The following is a 19,141-nucleotide window of genomic DNA, read 5'->3' on the forward strand; positions in this document are numbered from 1 at the left end:
TGCCGACCAGCAAGGAAACGGCTGGTCGCCCGGAGAGTCCTTACCTTGCCGATCGGCTGGACGATAGCTTGCCGATCGGCAAGGCGCCAGCTAGTCGATCGTTAGGTGTGTCACTTGCCGATCGGCTAGTGCTCGCCTTGCCGATCGGCTAGCTTCAGGGCGTACCGGCAACACCGTGGCAGCGCCTTCACCTGGCGTTTATCGATCATGTCCGAAACGCCTTGACGTCGTGACGGCGCAAGGATGACGTCCCCTATCTGTCCTGGAGCGGATCTCGTGGCAACGTTTCTCTACCGGATAGGCCGGTTCTCGTACCGTCGCCGATGGCTGGTGACCGGAGTCTGGGTGCTTCTGCTCGCACTGGTCGGCCTGGGAGCGGCCACCGTCTCGGGCAGCATGTCCAACTCGTTCAGCGTCCCCGGCACCGAGGCCCAGCGGGCCATCGACCATCTCGCCGACCGCTTCCCGCAGGCGAACGCCAGCGGTGCCACCGCACGGGTGGTGTTCGAGGCACCGGACGGGCAGAAACTCACCGACCCCGCCAACCGTACGGCCGTCGGCGACGTCGTCGAGGCGCTGACCGGCGCACCGAAGGTCGCCAGCGTGGTCGACCCGTACCAGGCCAACGCGATCTCACCCGACGGCCGGTACGGGATCGCCCAGGCCCGGTACTCCGTACAGGGACCGGCGCTTGCCACCTCGGACCGTGACGCCCTGTTGGAGACCGCCGACGTCGGCCGCGCGGCCGGGCTGACCGTGGAGATCGGCGGCGACGCCCTCCAGTCGTCACCGGAGACCGGGATCACCGAGGTCATCGGCATCGTGATCGCCGCCGTCGTGCTGGCACTCACCTTCGGCTCGCTGCTCGCCGCCGGCCTGCCGCTGCTCACCGCGCTCGTCGGCGTCCTGGTCGGACTGGCCGGGATCAGCGCCGCCTCCGGGTTCGTCGACATCAACTCCAACAGCACCATCCTCGCGCTGATGCTCGGCATCGCCGTCGGCATCGACTACGCCCTGTTCATCGTCTCCCGGTTCCGGCACGAGGTCGCGGTACGCAAGGACCCCCTCGAAGCCGCCGGCCGGGCCGTCGGCACCGCCGGATCCGCGGTCGCCTTCGCCGGCCTGACCGTGATCATCGCCCTGGCCGGGCTCTCCGTGGTCGGCATCCCGGTGCTGCGGTCGATGGGTCTGGCCGCGGCGGCCACCGTCGCGATCGCCGTGCTGGTCGCCCTCACCCTGCTCCCCGCCCTGCTCGGCTTCGCAGGGTCGCGGATCACCGGTGGCCGGCGCGCCCGCGATCCCGAGTCCGACCGGGGCACCGCACCGATGGGTGAGCGGTGGGCGCGGTTCGTCACCCGCCGCCGGGTGCCGGTCCTGGTCGCGGCCGTCATCGGGCTCGGCGTGATCGCGGTGCCCGCGGCCGACCTGCGCCTGGGCTTCCCGGACGACGGTACGGCGCCCGCCGAGACCACCCAGCACAAGGCGTACGAGATGCTCAGTGTCGGGTTCGGGCCGGGCTTCAACGGTCCGCTCACCATCGTGGTGGACGGCGAGGGCGGTGACGTCGGCGCGGCGGCCACCGAGGCGACCAGCACCATCAAGGGGCTGCCCAACGTCGTCTCGATCAGCCCGCCGGTGCTCAGCCCGGACGGCGGCACCGCCCTGCTCACCGTCGTACCGGCGAGCGGGCCGAACGACCCGGCCACCACCGACCTGGTCACCGACATCCGTGACCGGCAGTCCGACCTGCGTACGTCGACCGGGGCCGAGGTCTCCGTCACCGGCTCGACGGCGGTCAACATCGACGCCTCCGACCGGGTCAACGACGCGTTCCTGCCCTACCTGGGTCTCGTCGTCGGGCTGGCGTTCCTCATCCTGCTGCTGATGTTCCGGTCGATCCTGGTGCCGCTGAAGGCGACGCTCGGTTTCCTGCTCAGCGTCGGGGCGACCTTCGGTGCCATGGTCGCGGTCTTCCAGTGGGGATGGCTCGGCTCGGTCTTCGGGGTCGAGGAGGCGTCACCGATCGCACCCATCGTGCCGGTGCTGCTGATCGGCATCCTGTTCGGACTCGCCATGGACTACCAGGTCTTCCTGGTCACCCGGATGCGCGAGGACTACGTGCACGGCCGGACCGCGCAGGAGGCGGTCGTCACCGGGTTCCGCCATGGGGCCAGGGTGGTGACCGCCGCCGCGATCATCATGATCAGCGTCTTCGGCGGCTTCATCTTCGGTGACCAGGTGCTCATCCAGTCGATCGGGTTCGCCCTGGCCTTCGGGGTGCTGGTGGACGCGTTCGTCGTACGGATGACGATCGTGCCGGCGGTGATGTCGCTGCTCGACCGGTCCGCCTGGTGGCTGCCCCGCTGGCTGGCCCGGATCCTGCCCGAGGTCGACGTCGAGGGCGAGAAGCTGAGCCGTGACCTGCCCCCGACCGCCGGGGACGGCGACCCGGTCGGCGAACCGGAACTCGCCGGCGCCCGGTAACCACCGGGCAGACGTGGAACAGGCGCTCGGCTCTCGTAGGAGAGCCGAGCGCCTGCGCGGTGGTGCTACCTCGCGGCCAGCAAGCGGGCCGCCGCGAGGGCCAGCCGATCCAACTCGTCCGGCTCGGACCCGACCCGACGATCCAGCTCGGCCCGCATCCGCGGATCCCAGAACAACCGGATGTGCTCGGCGATCTCCTTCGCCGCCACCTCCGGCGGTACGTGGTGGAAGTGCGCCGCGATCTCGTTCGCGAGCCGGACCGACGGGGAGACGCCCTGGTGTGACATGTCAGTCCGCCAGCGCCGGGAGGAGCACCTCGTCCTGGGCGACCTGCGCCGGGGGACGGGAGTGCTTCAACCCCACCTGGACCGCGGTGACCTTGTACTCCGGGCAGTTGGTCGCCCAGTCGGAGTTCTCCGTGGTGACCACGTTCGCCCCGGTGACCGGGTGGTGGAAGGTGGTGTAGACGACGCCGACCGGCATCCGGTCGGAGAGGACGGCGCGCAGCGAGGTGGCACCGACCCGGCTGGCCAGGGTCACCTCGTCACCGTCGTTGATGCCGCGTACCTCGGCGTCGTGCGGGTGCAGTTCGAGTACGTCCTCGCGGTGCCACGCCACGTTCGCCGTACGCCGGGTCTGCGCCCCGACGTTGTACTGGCTGAGGATCCGGCCGGTGGTCAGGATCAGCGGGTACTTGCGGGTGCTGCGTTCCTTCGTCGGCACGAACGGGGTTGGTACGAACCGGCCCTTGCCGCGTACGAAGCCGTCCACGTGCATCGTCGGCGTCCCCTCGGGCGCGTTCTCGTTGCACGGCCACTGCACGCTGCCGAGCTTGTCCAGCACCTCGAACGAGACACCGGCGAAGGTCGGGGTGAGCGCGGCGATCTCGTCCATGATCTCGCGCGGGTGGCTGTAGTTCATCGGGTAGCCCATGGCCTCCGCGATCTCGCAGACGATCTGCCACTCGTGCTTGCCGGTCTTCGGCGCCATCACCGGGCGTACCCGGTTGATCCGGCGCTCGGCGTTGGTGAACGTGCCGTCCTTCTCCAGGAACGACGTGCCGGGCAGGAACACGTGCGCGAACTTGGCCGTCTCGTTGAGGAAGAGGTCCTGCACCACGACCAGTTCCATCGCGCCGAGTGCGGCGAAGACGTGCTTGGTGTTCGGATCGGACTGGGCGATGTCCTCACCCTGTACGAAGATCGCCCGGAAGGTGCCGTCCACGGCGGCGTCGAACATGTTCGGGATCCGCAGCCCCGGTTCCGACATCAGCGGCCGACCCCACATGTTCTCGAACACCGTGCGTACGGCGTCGTCGGAGACGTGCCGGTAACCGGGCAGCTCGTGCGGGAACGAACCCATGTCGCAGGAGCCCTGGACGTTGTTCTGCCCGCGCAGCGGGTTGACCCCGACGCCCTCGCGGCCGATGTTGCCGGTCACCATGGCCAGGTTCGCCATCCCCATCACCATGGTCGAGCCCTGGCTGTGCTCGGTGACGCCGAGACCGTAGTAGATCGCGGCGTTGCCGCCGGTGGCGTACAGCCTCGCCGCGGCCCGCAGGTCCTCGGCCGGTACGCCGGTGATCTCCTCGACCGCCTCCGGGCTGTTCTCCGGCCGGGAGATGAACTCGGCCCACCCGTCGAAGTCCTCGCACCGCTCGTCGACGAACGACCGGTCGTAGAGCCCCTCGGTCAGCACCACGTGGGCCAGGGCGTTGACCACGGCGACGTTGGTGCCGGGGGCGAGCTGGAGGTGGTGGGCCGCCTCGATGTGCGGCGACCGGACCAGGTCGATCCGGCGCGGGTCGATGACCACGAGCTTCGCGCCCTCGCGCAGCCGGCGCTTCATCCGGGAGGCGAAGACCGGGTGCCCGTCGGTCGGGTTCGCCCCGATCACCAGGATCACGTCGGCCTTGGCGACCGAGCGGAAGTCCTGGGTGCCGGCGGAGGTGCCGAAGGTCTGCTTGAGCCCGTACCCGGTGGGGGAGTGGCAGACCCGGGCGCAGGTGTCGACGTTGTTGTTGCCGAACGCGGCCCGGATCATCTTCTGCACCACGTAGACCTCTTCGTTCGTGGTACGCGAGGAGGTGATGCCGCCGATCGCGCCGACGCCGTGCCGGGTCTGGATGTCGAGCATCCTGGTGGCCACGTAGTTGATCGCGGTGTCCCAGTCGACCTTCTGCCACTCGTCGGTGATCTTGTCCCGGAGCATCGGGGACATCTGCCGGTCGGGGTGGGTGGCGTAGCCGAACGCGAACCGCCCCTTGACGCAGGAGTGCCCCTCGTTGGCCCCACCGTCCTTGTACGGCACCATCCGGACCAGTTCGTCGCCGCGCAGTTCGGCCTTGAACGAGCACCCGACCCCGCAGTACGCGCAGGTGGTGACGACGCTCCGGCTCGGCATGCCGAGCTGGATCACCGACTTCTCCTGGAGGGTCGCCGTCGGGCAGGCCTGTACGCAGGCACCGCAGGAGACGCACTCGGAGTCCATGAACAGCTCGCCCGCACCGGCGCTGACCTTGGACCCGAAACCGCGCCCCTCGATGGTCAGCGCGAACGTGCCCTGCACCTCACCGCAGGCCCGTACGCACCGGGAGCAGGCGATGCACTTGGACGACTCGAAGTCGAAGTACGGGTTGCTGGTGTCGGTGGGCGCGTCGAGGTGGTTGGCGCCCTCGTAGCCGTACCGGACCTGGCGCAGGCCGACCGCACCGGACATGTCCTGCAACTCGCAGTCGCCGTTCGCGGAGCAGGTCAGGCAGTCCAGCGGGTGGTCGGAGATGTACAGCTCCATCACGCCCTGGCGGAGCTTCTCCAGCTTCGGGGTCTGGGTGCGTACCTTCATGCCGGGGGCGACCGGGGTGGTGCACGAGGCGGGGCTGCCGCGCCGGCCGTCGATCTCCACCAGGCAGAGCCGGCAGGAGCCGAACGCCTCCAGGCTGTCGGTGGCGCAGAGCTTCGGGATGTCGATCCCGCTCAGCGCCGCCGCCCGCATCACCGACGTGCCCTCGGCCACCGTCACCGGTAGGCCGTCGACCTCGATCGACACCGTCGCGGGTCCGGCCTTCGCCGGGGTGCCGAGGTCGGGTTCCTTCAACAGGCTCATGGCTTGGCCTCCTCGTAGCGGGCGGTGAAGTCGTCGGGGAAGTGCAGCAACGCGCTGCGTACGGGGTTCGGCGTCAGCCCACCCATGGCGCACAGTGATCCCTCGGTCATCAGCTCGCAGAGATCACCCAGCAGGGCCAGGTTCCCGTCCGGGTCCTCACCCGCGACGATGCGGTCGATGACCTCGACCCCGCGTACGGCACCGACCCGGCAGGGGGTGCACTTGCCGCAGGACTCCTCGGCGCAGAACTCCATCGCGAACCGGGCCATCGAGGCCATGTCCACGGTGTCGTCGAAGACCACGATGCCGCCGTGGCCGAGCATGGCGTCGGCGGCGGCGAACGCCTCGTAGTCCATCGGGAGGTCGAGGTTGGCGGCGGGCAGGTACTGCCCGAGCGGGCCGCCGACCTGCACCGCCCGCAGCGGGCGGCCGGTACGGGTGCCGCCGCCGTAGGTGTAGATCAGGTCGTGCAGGGTGATGCCGAAGGCGGTCTCGAACACCCCGCCCCGGGCGATGTTGCCGGCGAGCTGGAACACCTGGGTGCCGCGCGAACGCTCGACCCCGAGGTCCCGGTACGCCACCGCCCCGTTCGCCAGGATCGCCGGCACCGACCCCAGCGTGAGTACGTTGTTCACCACGGTCGGCTTGCCGAACAGGCCGGTGATCGCCGGGATCGGGGGCTTGGCCCGGACCATCCCGCGCTTGCCCTCCAGGCTCTCCAGCATGGCGGTTTCCTCGCCGCAGATGTACGCACCGGCGCCGACCCGGACGAACAGGTCGAACGTCAGTTCCGAGCCGAGTACGTGCTCGCCCAGCCAGCCTTCGGCGCGGGCGATGTCGATCGCCTGCCGCAGCGTACGGACCGCGTCGGGGTATTCGGAGCGGACGTAGAGGTAGCCCTCGCGCGCGCCGACCGCGTGGGCGGCGATGGTCATGCCCTCGATCAGGGTGAACGGGTCACCCTCCATCAGCATCCGGTCGGCGAAGGTGCCGCTGTCACCCTCGTCGGCGTTGCAGCAGACGAACTTGAGCGGGCCGGGGGTGTCGAGCACGGTCTTCCACTTGATGCCGGCCGGGAAGCCGGCGCCGCCCCGTCCGCGCAGCCCGGACTCGGTGACCTCGGTGACCACCTCGGCCGGGGTGAGGTCCAGGGCCCGGCGCAACCCGGCCAGGCCGCCGTGGGCGACGTAGTCCTGTGGGGAGAGCGGGTCGGTGACTCCGACCCGGGCGAAGCAGAGCCGGGTCTGGTCGCGCAGCCAGGGCAGTTCCTCGACCACACCTTGGTGGAGTTCGTGGTCGGCGCCGTCGAGCAGGCCGGCGGCGACCAGTTCGCCGACCGCGTCCGGGTCGACCGGGCCGTACCCGATCCTGCCCCGTTCGGTCTCCACCTCGACCAGGGGTTCCAGCCAGAGCATGCCGCGCGATCCATTGCGTACGACCTCGACCTGGCGCCCGGCGAGGGCGGCCTCGCGTTGGATGGCGGCGGCCACCTGGTCGGCGCCGACGGAGAGGGCGGCCGAGTCGCGGGGGACGTAGACGGTGACCGGTGTTGTCATGGTTTCCCCGTTTCCGTGGGTGGTGGTCATGAGTTCACCGTTTCCGTGACCAGGAGGGCGTCGAGCCGTCGCGGGTCGAGCCGACCGACGACGCGCCCGTTGACCTGGGCGGCCGGACCGAGTGCGCAGTTGCCCAGGCAGAAGACCTGCTCCAGGGTGACCGAGCCGTCCGGCGTGGTCTGTCCGACCTTGATGCCGAGCACCTGTTCGGCGTGGGCGACCACCTTTTCGGCGCCGACCGACTGGCACGCCTCGGCCCGGCAGAGCTTGACCGTGGTACGGCCGGCGGGTTCGGAGCGGAAGTCGGTGTAGAAGGTGACCACGCCGTGCACGTCGGCGCGGGAGAGGTTCAGCTCGGCGGCCAGGATCGGCACCACCTGCTGGTCGATCCACCCGAACTCGGCCTGGATCCGGTGCAGGATCGGCAACAGTGCCCCTCGATCCCCTCGGTGTGCCGCGACCAGCGCACGCACCCGATCCTTCACCGAGGCATCAGGACTGTCCACTGCCATCCCACCTCCACATCGCCGACCGCCACCGTGTTTACAATACTGTAGCCTGAATATCGTATGCAATACTGGCCCGTTCGGCTCGCCGCTCGGGCCGGTACCGGCCAGGTGACCTGGGGTATCTGCCACGCACCGTCTCGATCCTCGGTGCGCCACGGGCAGCGCTCACACCCCCGGAGGGTCGGGGTCGGTGCCGACGAAGCGGCGTCCTTACCTCCATCATGCCGCTCCGGACGCTCCGGCGGCAGGTTGATCTTTATCGAGATCTGTGCGCGGATGCGCCGGTCCGATGTGGACCGTCCGTGGAACCGGACCGGTGGGCGGCCGTACCGCGTCGGCGGGCGCCGGAGCACCCCGGTTATGGTGCGGCGATGAGCAACGGACAACGCGCCCTCGTCACCGGTGGATCACGCGGCGTCGGGGCTGCCGTCGCCACGGCACTCGCACAGGCCGGATACACCGTCGCCGTGCACTGCCGGGCGGACACCACCGAGGCGGACGCGGTCGCCGCCGCACTGCCCGGCCTCGGGCACGCCGTCGTCGCCGGTGACCTGGCCGACCCGGACCGGGCCCGGTCGGTGGTCACCACCGCGGTCGAGGCGCTCGGCGGGGTCGACCTCCTGGTCAACAACGCCGGACGGTACGTCGAACGGCCGATCACCGAAACCTCGTACGCGGACTGGCAGGCGAACTGGCGGGAGATCCTCGACGTCAACCTGCACGGGACCGCCAACGTCACCTGGTGCGTGGTGCACCACCTGCTCGAACGGCCCGAGGGTCCGGCCGGCGGGCGGATCGTCAACATCGGCTCCCGGGGCGCCTACCGGGGCGAGCCGAACGCACCCGCGTACGGGGCCAGCAAGGCCGGGGTGCACTCGCTGACCCAGTCCCTCGCCGTCGACCTCGCCCCGCACGGGATCGGTGTGGCGGCGGTGGCACCGGGGTTCATCCGTACCGAGATGGTGGCGTCGATGCTCGACGGGGCGGCCGGGGATCCGATCCGGGCGCAGAGCCCGTTCGGGCGGGTCGCCGAGCCCGCCGAGATCGCCGCCGCGGTCGCCTGGCTCGCCTCACCGGAGGCCGTCTGGGCCAGCGGTGCGGTCCTGGACCTCAACGGCGCCTCGTACCTGCGCTGAGCCGGCGGGCCGAGGCGGGTCAGTCCTCGGCGGCGAGGAGCAGGTCGCGCGCGTCGGCGACGAACCGGGCGCCGGCACCGGAGAGTTCCCGGTGGTCGCCGCTCTGGTGCAGGACCAGCGCCTCGGCGACCAGCGGGTGGTGCGGGGACCGGGACAGGTACCACCGGCCCGCCTCGACCTTGGCGCAGAGGTTCCCGTCGGCGAGGAAGCGCAGCGCCCGGCACGCGTTCAGTACGGCGTACCCCTGCGCGCCCTGGACCAGCGCCCAGTCGAGCTGCCCGCAGATCGCCTCCCGCAGCCGGTGCGCCGGTACCGGGCCGAAGACCCGGTCCGGCGGTGGGCCGGTGACCGCCAGCCCGTACCGGCGGCAGACCTCCAGGTGCAGGACGATTTCCGGGTCACCGGGATGGCCGCTGCCGGGAATGACGTGCGGGGTGCCGGTGGCGGTGCCGGCCACCCGTACCTCGAACGGGCAACCGCCGGGGGCGCGGGCGGTGGCGGCGGTGATGACGGTCAGTTCCAGGCCCCGTCCGGGGCAGCGGTCGACGGTCCGCCCGACTGCGGTGCCGAGCCGGTACTGGCCCGCCTCGCCGGTGTTCCGACCGACCACGGCGAGCAGGTCGACGTCGCTGTGCGCCGGGGAGAAACCGCCCAGCACGGCAGACCCGTGCAGGTAGAGCCCGACGAGGTCGGTACCGGGCAGGGTACGCAGCACCGTCGCGACCTGGCGGGCGTATCCGACCACCCGGTGGTTCGCGCGGGCAGCGACGGTCATGAGTACAGATGGTAATGGTCGGGCGCTCGCATTCCGCCCCGCCGACCGTGGCCGGAACCGGTCCGGACCGGCTGTACGAGTGCACGACCGGCGCCGCCCGCTTCGGCGTACGCTGCCGATTGTCGCCAGCCACCGATCCGGACGCGTTAGGAAGGGCCCCTTGCTCGACACACGCCTCTTCCACCATCTGGTGAGCTGGCTGGGGCAGTGGCCCACCCGGCAGCCGTTGCAGGTGGTGGGCTCGGAGCGGCGGATCCGGCCGGCCTGGGACGGGCAGGTGCACCCGGTGGTCGGGGTCGGCGCACCGGGTGGCCTGGTGCTGTCGGTGCAGCCGGACCGGTTGGCGGCCGTACGCGAACTGGCCGGGAAGCCGTTCGACACCCTGCTCGCCGAGCTGCCGGCGGCGGTCGGTTATCCGGGTTGGCAGTCGTATCCGGCGATCTTCCGGTATTCGCTGGCGCCGGCCCCGCTGCCGGACGCGGGGGAGTGGGTCGCCTCCGACGATCCGGCGTTGCCCACCTGGCTGCGTCCGTTCGCCGACGTGCTGGTGGCCCGCGACGGCGACGGCGAGTACCTGGCCGGGGTGGGGATCAAACGCCACGACCGGTACGGACACGAGTTGTCGGTCGGCACCACACCGGCAGCCCGGGGGCGGGGGTTGGCCCGGCGGTTGGTGGCGCAGGCCGCCCGGCGGGTGCTCGACGAGGGTGCGGTGCCGACCTACCTGCACGCGCCCGACAACCATGCCTCGGCGCGGGTGGCCGAGGCGGCGGGTTTCCCGAACCGGGGTTGGACGGCGTACGGGGTCTTTCGCTCGGAGTAATCACCGCTGGCAGTGACCGTGGTGGATGCCTTTCGCGGGGGTCGGCTGCGTTCAGCCTGGCTGTGGTGGGTTGACAACGTATCGACCGAGATGGTCATATCGAAGTAGTTAACACTCTTAACAGTTTGGTGTCGGTCACCCCCGCCTGCCCGGCCGAGCCGAGCCAGTCGGCCACTCCCACCAGGAGGACCTGATGTCCCATCCACTCCGGCACGCCAGGTGGGCGTTCGCCGTCACCGCGGTCACCGCCCTGCTGCTGACCGCCGCCCCGGCCGCCACCGCACAGGTGAGCGGCACCGTCGCCACCGCAGAGGTGAGCGGCACCGTCGGCGCCGCCCCGGCACCCGCGGGTGACGTCGTGATCGCCGCGCCGGCCACCTTCACCCACCCCGGTGTGCTGGTCAGCCGGCCACAGCTCGACTTCATCCGGGGCCGGGTCAACGCGTACGCCCAGCCGTGGCGCGCCGCGTACGACCAGATGATGGCCAGCCGGTACGCGTCCCTGACCCGGACCGCGAAGCCCCGCGCGGTGGTCGAGTGCGGGTCGTACTCGAACCCGAACAACGGGTGCACCGACGAGCGGGAGGACGCGCTGGCCGCGTACACGCTGTCGCTGGCCTGGTACATCACCCAGGACACCCGGTACGCCACCAAGGCCATCCAGATCATGGACGCCTGGTCGGCGGTGATCCAGGACCACACCAACAGCAACGCACCGTTGCAAACCGCCTGGGCGGGCTCGTCCTGGCCCCGGGCCGCCGAGATCATCCGGTACACGTACACCGGGTGGTCGTCGGCGAGCATCACCCGGTTCGGCAACATGCTGCGCAACGTCTACCTGCCGGAGATCATCAACGGCAACACGTACAGCAACGGCAACTGGGAACTGAGCATGATGGAGGCGTCCATCGGCATCTCGGTCTTCCTGGAGGACCGGACGGTCTACGACCGGGCCCTGGCCAAGTTCCGCGCCCGGGTGCCCGCCTTCCTCTACATCACCAGCGACGGGGCCTTCCCGAAGGGTCCGGCCGGCAGCACCATCGACACCCGGGCCGAGGTGGCGAGCTACTGGCAGGGACAGAACACCTTCGTGGACGGCCTGTCCCAGGAGACCTGCCGGGACTTCGTCCACACCGGGTACGGACTGTCCGCCATCGCCCACGTCGCCGAGACCACCCGTCACCAGGGCCAGGACCTCTACCCGGAGTTGCAGGACCGGCTCCGGCACGCGCTCGGCTTCCACTCCAAGTACCAGCTCGGCGAGGCGATCCCGAGCTGGCTCTGCGGTGGCACCCTGACCAAGGGCCTGGGCCCGGTCACCGAGGTCGGGTTCAACGCGTTGAACACCCGGATGGGCATCGCGATGACCAACACCCAGCGGCTCACCGAGCAGCAGCGCCCGGCCGGCACCAACAACCTCTTCGTCGCCTGGGAGACCCTGACCCACGCGAACAACCCCAACTGACCGTACGGCACCACGGAAAGTCGCCGGCACACCCGCGCCCACGGGTGTGCCGGCGCACCCCGTACCGCTGGCTGCCTTTCGTGATCGCGTAGAGCTTGGCCGGTCATAGCGAGCCAAAACCTTCGGGATCATGGGGCACCCACCGGCGACCGCCGTACGCGGAGGGGTTTTTCCGTTGCGGGGCGGGCCGGGGCGGTCGAGACTGCCCGGATGAGCGCGATGCCGGCGACGTTCGAGGAGCTTGTCACCGAGGGCGCGTCCGTGCCGGTGGAAGGCTGGGACTTCTCCTGGTTCGCCGGGCGGGCCACCGAGGAACGCCCCTCCTGGGGTTACTCCCGCCTGCTCGGGGACAGGATGTCCCGGGCGAGCGCCGCTCTTGACCTCCAGACCGGCGGCGGCGAGGTGCTCGCCACCATCGCGCAGGCGCCACCGCTGCTGGTGGCCACCGAGTCTTGGCCGCCGAACGTCGACATCGCCCGGCACAACCTGGCCTCGGTCGGTGCCCACGTGGTCGCCGCCACCGACCTGCCGTTCCGCGACGCCGCCTTCGACCTGGTGGTCAGCCGGCATCCGGTCGACACCCGGTGGCCGGAGGTGACCCGGGTGCTCCGCCCCGGCGGCATCTTCCTCTCCCAGCAGATCGGCCCCGGCACGGTCGGCGAGCTGGCCGAGGTGATCGCCGGGACGCTGCCGGCCAACCCCCGGCGGGGGACGGCCTGGATCGCCGCCGAGGCCGGGGCCGCCGGCCTGGAACTGCTCGACCTGCGCGAGGAGTCCCTGCGTACGGTCTTCCACGACATCGGTGCGGTGGTCCACTTCCTGCGCAAGGTGATCTGGATCGTGCCCGGTTTCACCGTCGAGCGCTACCGCGACGAACTCGCCGCGCTGCACCGGCGGATCGAGGCGGACGGCCCGTTCGTCGCACACGCCCGGCGGATCCTGGTCGAGGCCCGCAAGCCTCGGTGACCGGATCCGCCGGGCGTCCCCCCGTTCCCCTCGCGCTACCGCTGGCGGTGCCAGAGGTAGATGCCGGATCCCACCAGGAGCAGGCTGACCAGGCTGGCGCCGGCGCGTACGGTGTTCCAACCGGTCCAGCGGGACGAGTACTCCGCCCAGACCCGCGCAGCCTCCGCCGGATCGGCCGGCACCGTCGTCGCGGCGAGCAGGTCGTTCATCGGTACGTTGACCGCCACCGTCGGGAGGAACGCGCCGAACAGGTAGACGGCGGCGGCGAGCAGGAAGAGGACCGCCGCCGGCCGGTGCCCGAGGACCAGCAGCAGTACGCCGGTCAGCGTCGCCGTGACCAGTGGCCCGAAGAACGTGACGAAGAAGAGCGGATTCTGGATCTTCACGTTGATGCTGTTCATGGCCCTGATCGCGGAGCCGCCGTCGACCGCGTTCAGGCCGGGCATCACCGAGACCGAGTAGGCGTAGTACAGGCCGGCGATCGCCCCGGTCACCGCCAGTGTCACCGCCGCCGACCAGGCGGCCAGGGCGGAGGTCACGACGCGTCCACCGGTGCCGGCGCGGACCAGACGCCGGTGGCGGCGGCCTCGCGGGCGTACTCGGCGAAGTCGCGGGGCTCGCGCCCCAGGGCCCGCCGCACCCCGTCGGTCAGGTACGCGTTGCGTCCGTCCAGCACCTGACCGAAGAGGTCGACCAGCACCTCCACCAGTTCCGGCGGTACGTCGTACCGGGCCATCTCGGCGGCGTACCCCTCCGGTGGCATCGACTCGTAGTGGATCGGCCGTCCGGCGGCGCGGGCGATCTCGGCGGTCGCCTCGGCAAAGGTGAGCAACCGGGGGCCGGTCAGCTCGTAGAGCTGCCCCGCGTGCCGGTCCCCGGTCAGCGCCTCGGCCGCGATCTCGGCGATGTCCTCCGCGTCGACGAACGGCTCCGCCACCTCGCCGGCAGGCAGCAGCACCGCGCCGTCGGTGACGAAGTCGGCCAGGAAGTCCTCGCTGAAGTTCTGGTTGAACCAACTCGCCCGCAGGATCGTCCACGCCACCCCGGAGTTCCGGACGACCTCCTCGCTGAGCTGGGCCGCCGGCTCGCCCCGACCGGAGAGCAGGACCAGTCGCCGTACCCCGGCGGCGACCGCCCGCGCGGTGAAGGCACGGACCGTGTCGACCGCGCCCGGTGCGGCCAGGTCGGGGTAGTACACCAGGTAGACCGACTCCACCCCGGCCAGTACGCCGTCCCAGGTGCGCTCGTCGGTCCACTCGAACGGCGGCTCCCCGGTACGGGAACCGACCCGTACCGACCGGTTCCCGGCGGTGAGGCGGCGCACCACCCGGCGACCGGTCTTGCCGGTGCCGCCGAGCACCAGGACCGGTGCGTCAAACGTGTTCGCTGTCATGCCACCAGTCAAGTCCGGGCGGCTGCCGGCGGGAATCGTCGAGACGCTCGACCGCATGCGCCGGCGTCTAACCTTGGGCGCATGGATCCACTCGCGGGGCTGCTGGACGGGCCGAGGGCGCGGGGCGCGTTCCTGATCCGCTCGGTGTTCGACCCACCCTGGTCGGTACGGATCGAGGACCACGCACCGCTCACCCTGATGTCGATGGTGCGCGGCGAGGCGTGGGTGCTACCGGACGGCGGCGAGCCGGTACGGCTGCGCCCCGGTGACGTGGCGATCGCGCGGGGGCCGGCGCCGTACACCGTGGCCGACGATCCGGCGACCCCGCCGCAGGCGGTGATCCATCCCGGTGAGCTCAGCACCACACCCGCCGGTGACGAGCTGTGCGAGGTGATGGACCTCGGCGTACGAACCTGGGGCGAGCGGGTCGACGGAACGGCGGTGCTGCTCAGCGGCACGTACCAGGTCGAGGGTGAGGTCAGCCAACGGCTGCTGCGGGTGCTGCCGCCACTGCTCGTGCTGCCGGGCGAGGCGTGGAACAGTCCGCTGGTCGGGCTGCTCGCCGACGAGATGACCAGGGACGAGCCGGGCCAGGAGGTGGTCCTCGACCGGCTGCTCGATCTGCTGCTCATCGCCGTACTCCGAGCCTGGTTCTCCCGGCCGGAGGCGGCGGCCCCGGCCGGCTACCGGGCGCACGGCGACCCGGTGGTGGGGCCCGCGTTGCGGCTGCTCCACGACCAACCGGCGCAGCCCTGGACGGTGGCCACGCTGGCGGCCCGCACCGGGGTCTCCCGGGCGGCCCTGGCCCGCCGGTTCACCGAACTGGTCGGTGAGCCGCCGATGGCTTACCTGACCAACTGGCGGCTCGCCCTCGCCGCCGACCTGTTGCGCGAGCCGGACGCGACGGTCGCCGCGGTGGCCCGGCGGGTCGGTTACGGCAGCCCGTTCGCGCTCAGCTCCGCCTTCAAACGCGTACGCGGACTCAGTCCGGCCCAACACCGCACGTCGGCCTGAGCCTGGTCCGGCGTAACGCCCTCAGGTGAGTTCGGGAACGTTGGCGAGGTCGAGGACGATGGCCTGGGCCACCTCGACCAGCCGCTGGTTGGTCGACCGGGCGTGCCGGCGGATCAGTACGAACGCCTCGTCCACGCTGATGCCGTTGCGCTGGGCGATGGCGCCCTTCGCCTGCTCGATGGTGACCCGGCTGTTCAGCGCGTTCTGGAGCTGGGCGGTGAGTTCCTCGCCCCGGCTGATGGCACGTTCGTGCAGGATGGCGATCGAGGCCAGATCGGCGAGCGCCTGCACGATCGGGATGTCCTCGCTGTTGAGCGGTTCGCTCGCGGTGGCGCCGAAGACGTTGAGCGCCCCGATGACCTGCGTACGCAGCCGGAGCGGGAAGGCGTGTACGGTGCGGAACCCTGCGGCGGTGGCGTACGGCACGAACTGTGGCCAGCGCTTCATGGCGCTGCTCAGGTCGGTGTTCACCACTGGGGCACCGGTTCGGAACGCGTCGAGGCACGGGCCCTCGTCGTTCTGGATCTGGAACAGCTCGAGAACCCGGGCCTCTTCCCGGGACGCGGCGATGAACTGGAGCTGGTTGTAGTGGTTGGCGAGGACCAGACCGACGACGCCCGCCTCGGCGAGCTCCGCTGCCCGCTGGGTGAGCGTCTGTAGGAAATCGATGAGGTCGAACTCGTCCACGAGGGTGTCGGAGATCTCGACGAAGATCCTCGCGAGTCGTTGTGATGAGACTGCGGTCATGACAAGCTCCTGGCCCCTGTTCCTAAGGATGCTGTCGTTCATTTCTGGGTCTGGTCGAATCGCAACTTGCGGTCGACGACGTCCTGCGCCACGTCGTGGAGTGGCCGCCCCTCGGCATAGGCGTGGGCGCGCAGCCGGATCAGCGCCTCCTCAATGGTGACGCCGAGTTGCGCCATGATCATGCCCTGTGCCTGCGCCACCTCGGCCCGGAAGCCGGGCGACTGGTCGACCCCGATCGGCAGGGTGCGACCCGTTGCGGTGCCCTGACCGTCGAGCACGACACTGAGCGCGATCTCCGCGAAGGTGAGCGCCTGATCGAACGCGTCCTTGGTCAGTGGGCCCGTCCGGTGGCGGAAGAGGTCCAGGGCGCCGAGGCGCAGGGCCCCGACCTGGAGCGGAAGCGCGAAAACGGCGCGGACGTCATGCTCGCGGACGGCTGGTGCGTAGATCGGCCAGCGCCTCAGCGCCGTATCGGCGGTGAGGTCCGGGACCAGGACCGGCTTGCGCGTCTCGTACGCGTCGATGCAGGGACCCTCCCCCAGGGTGAACTGGAGTTCTTCCAACATGTACGTGGTCTCGTCCGAGGCGGCGGCGAAACCTCGGGCACCCTGCTCGCTGAGTACGGTGACGCCCGCGCCCGATCCGCCGAGTTCGTGCGAGGCGGCGCGGCAGATTCTGGACAGACTGTTCGCGACGTTGTCGGCTCCGTTGTCCGGACTCTCCTGTTGTGCGATGGTCGAGAGTGCCCGGACCCATCGACCCGCCGGGCGATTCGTCGTCATGCCTCGACCACGCGCCGGCCGGCCTGCCGATTTGGATCGGAGTATGTCTGTGAAGTCATCATCATCATTGGGGCGCACCTTCCGGATTAGTGAGAGGTGCCGCCGGTTGGAAGCGACATCAACAGAGATAGGGGAACGATACATCCCGTGGCTCACTCTGCCATTCACCCGTCTGCATGATTCTTTGTCGGGTCCCGTTGACAGCCCCTCTGACCTGGGATAACGTTGTTTCATCCAGTAGTGGATGTTGCCCCAGACCTTGGCAATCGAGGACGACACACCAAAGGTGGGGCCCGTATGAATTCCCCTCATCTGTGCTAGGGACCATTCCGCGCTGAGCGCTCACCGCCGTGGCCGTGTGCCCGGGCCGGGCTGATGTTCGTGCCCGGATCCGCAGGATCTGTATCGCGACCGATCCGCTAAGGAAATGTCGCCGTGCATTTTCCACGCACCGCCGACCCGGCTCTCATCGACCCGTTACCGGCCCCGCGTGCCGTACGCCCGGCACCGGCCGGTCATCGTGGACATGAGACCACAACTGATTCGAGTTTTCCTGTGCGACTTCGTTCGGCACTCCGGGTTGGTGTCGGGCAGAAGGACGGCAACATGAACGAGAAGTCGACTTCGGGGAGTCGTCTCAAATCGACGCCCTTCTGCCAGCGGTCATCGGTCACCGTCTGCCGCACCGCGGATCGTCGCCGTACCCGCCGGGGTACACATGGCCGCCGCTCCGATCGTTTCCGGAGCTGGGTCGGGCGGCCGGGAACCCGTCGGCCCGGGGTACGGCCGGGTCGGTCACTTGGCTGACCGCCGATCGGGGCCAGAACGATCGCACCGGCTCCGCTCCGACGTTTCCGTGTCGGGCCGCGCGTTTCAGTGCGGTCGATGACGTTCCAGGGCGGCATTGACTCCTGTCGTCCGACCGGTGGTGGCGAGGCGCTCCTGTCACCGTTATCCGGTCCCGGATGAAACTCCTTTCAACTCGTGGCCGGGGCTGGGAGTGGGGACCATTCATGCCCTAATTAATAGGATATGTCAGATAGGTGTCGTGTAGCGGTCACCTGCTGGCTTATGGGGATATAGGCGAATTAGTGTCGGGGAATGAGCCAGCCACCGCAACGGGTGTGTGGAGGCGAAGGGAAAACATCATGTGGGCAAGACGCATTGCCGTGGTGACCGTGGCCGTGACCGTGACCGCGCTGGGTGGCGCCGTGCCCGCCCGGGCGGGTGCCCAGGGTCAGACGCTGTTCGGCGACGTGAACGGTGACAGACGTACGGACCGCGTCCAACTCACCTCGGCCCCACCCGACAGGTGCGGGGTCCTGGTGCAGTTGGGTAGACCGGGCGGCGGTTTTCAGGGGCCGAAGTTGTACACCTATCCGAACCCCGCCGGAGCTGGCGCCGTTCTACAGTGCCCGGATATCGGAACCCTGGTCGACCTCGGGCGGAACGGGTCCATGGAACTGGTCGTGGGATGGTTCGCCGGCCGTCCGGTGGGCGTGGACCAGGATTTGCTGATTCTGCGGGACTTCCGCCCCTCGGGTGGGACCACCGGCCTGTTCCAACCCAGCTACATAGACGTCTCCGACTTCAACGGTGACGGGCGCAGGGACGTTTACCAGTGGACCGACCAGGGGGAGGGAATCACCACCCTCCTGAACGAGGCCGACGGCAGCCTCGCCCCGGGCGAGCTACGCTTCTGCGCCACCCCCATCCAACCCCCGCAGCTTGCCGACTTCACCCTGGACCGGGCCACCGAGGTGGTCTTCTCGTACTTCGAGCGCTGCGGTGCCCCGCAGTCCGGAGTGGCCGTGCTCTTCGGCGACGGCGGGACCGACTACCTGGAGCAGGACCCAGGGGGCTCGTTCACCTGGGCCTGCTCGATCGTAGACGCCGACCTGGACGGTATACCGGACGTGCAGACAGTCAACGACGTCACCTCCGAAGTCTCGCACTACCTGATCCGTCCCCCGGTCAGGTTCGTCGAGGCGCCCACCCCGGCGGCGGACGAGGCTGTGGTCACCGAGCCCGTACCGACGCCCATCCCGGTGCTGGCCAACGATGTGGTGACGGTCGCGGTGCGGGTGGAGATCGACACACCGCCACGCTACGGCCGGGTCGAGATCACGCCGCAGAAGACCCTGCTCTACATGCCTCCGGCAATCCCGCCGGCGACCGTCGACACCTTCACCTACCGGGTGATCGACGACGGCAAGGTCGCCGTAGCCCCGGTGACGGTTGCGCTCCGGCTACCGACCGCGCGACCGGCGAGCGCCACCCCGGCGGCACCACGGGGCACCGAGCCCGCACGGTGAATGAGCGGCCGACGCCATCATCCGCGCCGATGTCCTGCTCGGGCCGCGCGAATCCGCAAATCGAGATCCTG

General features: G+C 70.0%; 16 protein-coding genes. 7 read left to right on the forward strand and 9 right to left on the reverse strand.

Annotation, left to right across the window (positions count from 1 at the left end; translation table 11 throughout):
- Window positions 1-276: 276 nt before the first annotated feature.
- Window positions 277-2,484 (forward strand): MMPL family transporter, encoded by a 2,208-nt coding sequence (locus ACWEFB_RS04145; protein ID WP_452282046.1) that lies wholly within the window; start codon window positions 277-279, stop codon window positions 2,482-2,484.
- Between the two features lie 65 nt (window positions 2,485-2,549).
- Here the strand turns inward: ACWEFB_RS04145 and ACWEFB_RS04150 are convergent, their stop codons facing one another.
- Genes ACWEFB_RS04150 through ACWEFB_RS04165 form a run of 4 tightly spaced genes read right to left on the reverse strand, consistent with a single transcriptional unit; the run spans window position 2,550 to window position 7,651 of the window.
- Complete coding sequence (locus ACWEFB_RS04150) at window positions 2,550-2,771, reverse strand: formate dehydrogenase subunit delta (protein ID WP_452282048.1); 222 nt, start codon at window positions 2,769-2,771, stop codon at window positions 2,550-2,552.
- A 1-nt stretch (window position 2,772) separates the two neighbouring features.
- A complete protein-coding gene (fdhF, locus tag ACWEFB_RS04155) occupies window positions 2,773-5,589 on the reverse strand; it encodes a formate dehydrogenase subunit alpha (protein WP_452282050.1) in 2,817 nt (938 codons plus the stop codon).
- On the reverse strand, window positions 5,586-7,175 hold the full coding sequence (locus tag ACWEFB_RS04160) for a formate dehydrogenase beta subunit (protein WP_452282052.1): 1,590 nt from the start codon (window positions 7,173-7,175) through the stop codon (window positions 5,586-5,588). Before ACWEFB_RS04160 ends, fdhF begins: the two co-directional genes overlap by 4 nt.
- Window positions 7,172-7,651, reverse strand: a complete 480-nt coding sequence (locus tag ACWEFB_RS04165) for a formate dehydrogenase subunit gamma (protein WP_452282054.1) — start codon at window positions 7,649-7,651, stop codon at window positions 7,172-7,174. The genes ACWEFB_RS04160 and ACWEFB_RS04165 overlap by 4 nt, the downstream gene beginning before the upstream one ends.
- A 374-nt stretch (window positions 7,652-8,025) precedes the next feature.
- On the opposite strand from ACWEFB_RS04165, the gene ACWEFB_RS04170 reads away from it, so the two are divergent.
- Window positions 8,026-8,790 (forward strand): SDR family NAD(P)-dependent oxidoreductase, encoded by a 765-nt coding sequence (locus tag ACWEFB_RS04170; RefSeq protein WP_452282056.1) that lies wholly within the window; start codon window positions 8,026-8,028, stop codon window positions 8,788-8,790.
- A 19-nt stretch (window positions 8,791-8,809) separates the two neighbouring features.
- Here the strand turns inward: ACWEFB_RS04170 and ACWEFB_RS04175 are convergent, their stop codons facing one another.
- Entirely contained in the window at window positions 8,810-9,565 is a 756-nt protein-coding gene (locus ACWEFB_RS04175) for an aminoglycoside adenylyltransferase domain-containing protein (protein WP_452282058.1), read from the reverse strand.
- A 160-nt stretch (window positions 9,566-9,725) separates the two neighbouring features.
- Here ACWEFB_RS04175 and ACWEFB_RS04180 point away from each other — a divergent pair, with 160 nt between their 5' ends.
- The 3 genes from ACWEFB_RS04180 (at window position 9,726) to ACWEFB_RS04190 (ending at window position 12,819) form a co-directional block, all read left to right on the forward strand.
- Complete coding sequence (locus ACWEFB_RS04180) at window positions 9,726-10,388, forward strand: GNAT family N-acetyltransferase (RefSeq protein WP_452282060.1); 663 nt, start codon at window positions 9,726-9,728, stop codon at window positions 10,386-10,388.
- A 193-nt stretch (window positions 10,389-10,581) separates the two neighbouring features.
- Window positions 10,582-11,853 carry an alginate lyase family protein gene (locus ACWEFB_RS04185; RefSeq protein ID WP_452282062.1) on the forward strand — a complete coding sequence of 424 codons (1,272 nt, stop codon included), beginning with the start codon at window positions 10,582-10,584 and terminating at the stop codon, window positions 11,851-11,853.
- A 219-nt stretch (window positions 11,854-12,072) separates the two neighbouring features.
- Window positions 12,073-12,819: a class I SAM-dependent methyltransferase gene (locus tag ACWEFB_RS04190; RefSeq protein ID WP_452282122.1), complete on the forward strand. Its 747-nt coding sequence runs from the start codon at window positions 12,073-12,075 to the stop codon at window positions 12,817-12,819.
- Between the two features lie 35 nt (window positions 12,820-12,854).
- On the opposite strand, the gene ACWEFB_RS04195 is transcribed toward ACWEFB_RS04190, so the two are convergent.
- Window positions 12,855-13,358 carry an anthrone oxygenase family protein gene (locus ACWEFB_RS04195; RefSeq protein WP_452282064.1) on the reverse strand — a complete coding sequence of 168 codons (504 nt, stop codon included), beginning with the start codon at window positions 13,356-13,358 and terminating at the stop codon, window positions 12,855-12,857.
- Window positions 13,355-14,212 carry an NmrA family NAD(P)-binding protein gene (locus ACWEFB_RS04200; protein ID WP_452282066.1) on the reverse strand — a complete coding sequence of 286 codons (858 nt, stop codon included), beginning with the start codon at window positions 14,210-14,212 and terminating at the stop codon, window positions 13,355-13,357. Before ACWEFB_RS04200 ends, ACWEFB_RS04195 begins: the two co-directional genes overlap by 4 nt.
- Window positions 14,213-14,293: 81 nt before the next feature.
- On the opposite strand from ACWEFB_RS04200, the gene ACWEFB_RS04205 reads away from it, so the two are divergent.
- On the forward strand, window positions 14,294-15,226 hold the full coding sequence (locus tag ACWEFB_RS04205) for an AraC family transcriptional regulator (protein WP_452282068.1): 933 nt from the start codon (window positions 14,294-14,296) through the stop codon (window positions 15,224-15,226).
- A 21-nt stretch (window positions 15,227-15,247) separates the two neighbouring features.
- Here ACWEFB_RS04205 and ACWEFB_RS04210 read toward each other — a convergent pair whose 3' ends face one another.
- Together ACWEFB_RS04210 and ACWEFB_RS04215 are read right to left on the reverse strand one after the other, a co-directional pair.
- Window positions 15,248-15,973 (reverse strand): ANTAR domain-containing protein, encoded by a 726-nt coding sequence (locus ACWEFB_RS04210; RefSeq protein WP_452282070.1) that lies wholly within the window; start codon window positions 15,971-15,973, stop codon window positions 15,248-15,250.
- A gap of 38 nt (window positions 15,974-16,011) precedes the next feature.
- Window positions 16,012-16,755 carry a GAF and ANTAR domain-containing protein gene (locus ACWEFB_RS04215; RefSeq protein WP_452282072.1) on the reverse strand — a complete coding sequence of 248 codons (744 nt, stop codon included), beginning with the start codon at window positions 16,753-16,755 and terminating at the stop codon, window positions 16,012-16,014.
- Between the two features lie 1,148 nt (window positions 16,756-17,903).
- Here ACWEFB_RS04215 and ACWEFB_RS04220 point away from each other — a divergent pair.
- Complete coding sequence (locus ACWEFB_RS04220) at window positions 17,904-19,070, forward strand: Ig-like domain-containing protein (RefSeq protein WP_452282074.1); 1,167 nt, start codon at window positions 17,904-17,906, stop codon at window positions 19,068-19,070.
- The last annotated feature ends 71 nt before the right edge of the window (window positions 19,071-19,141 follow it).

Source organism: Micromonospora sp. NPDC004704, assembly GCF_053601675.1.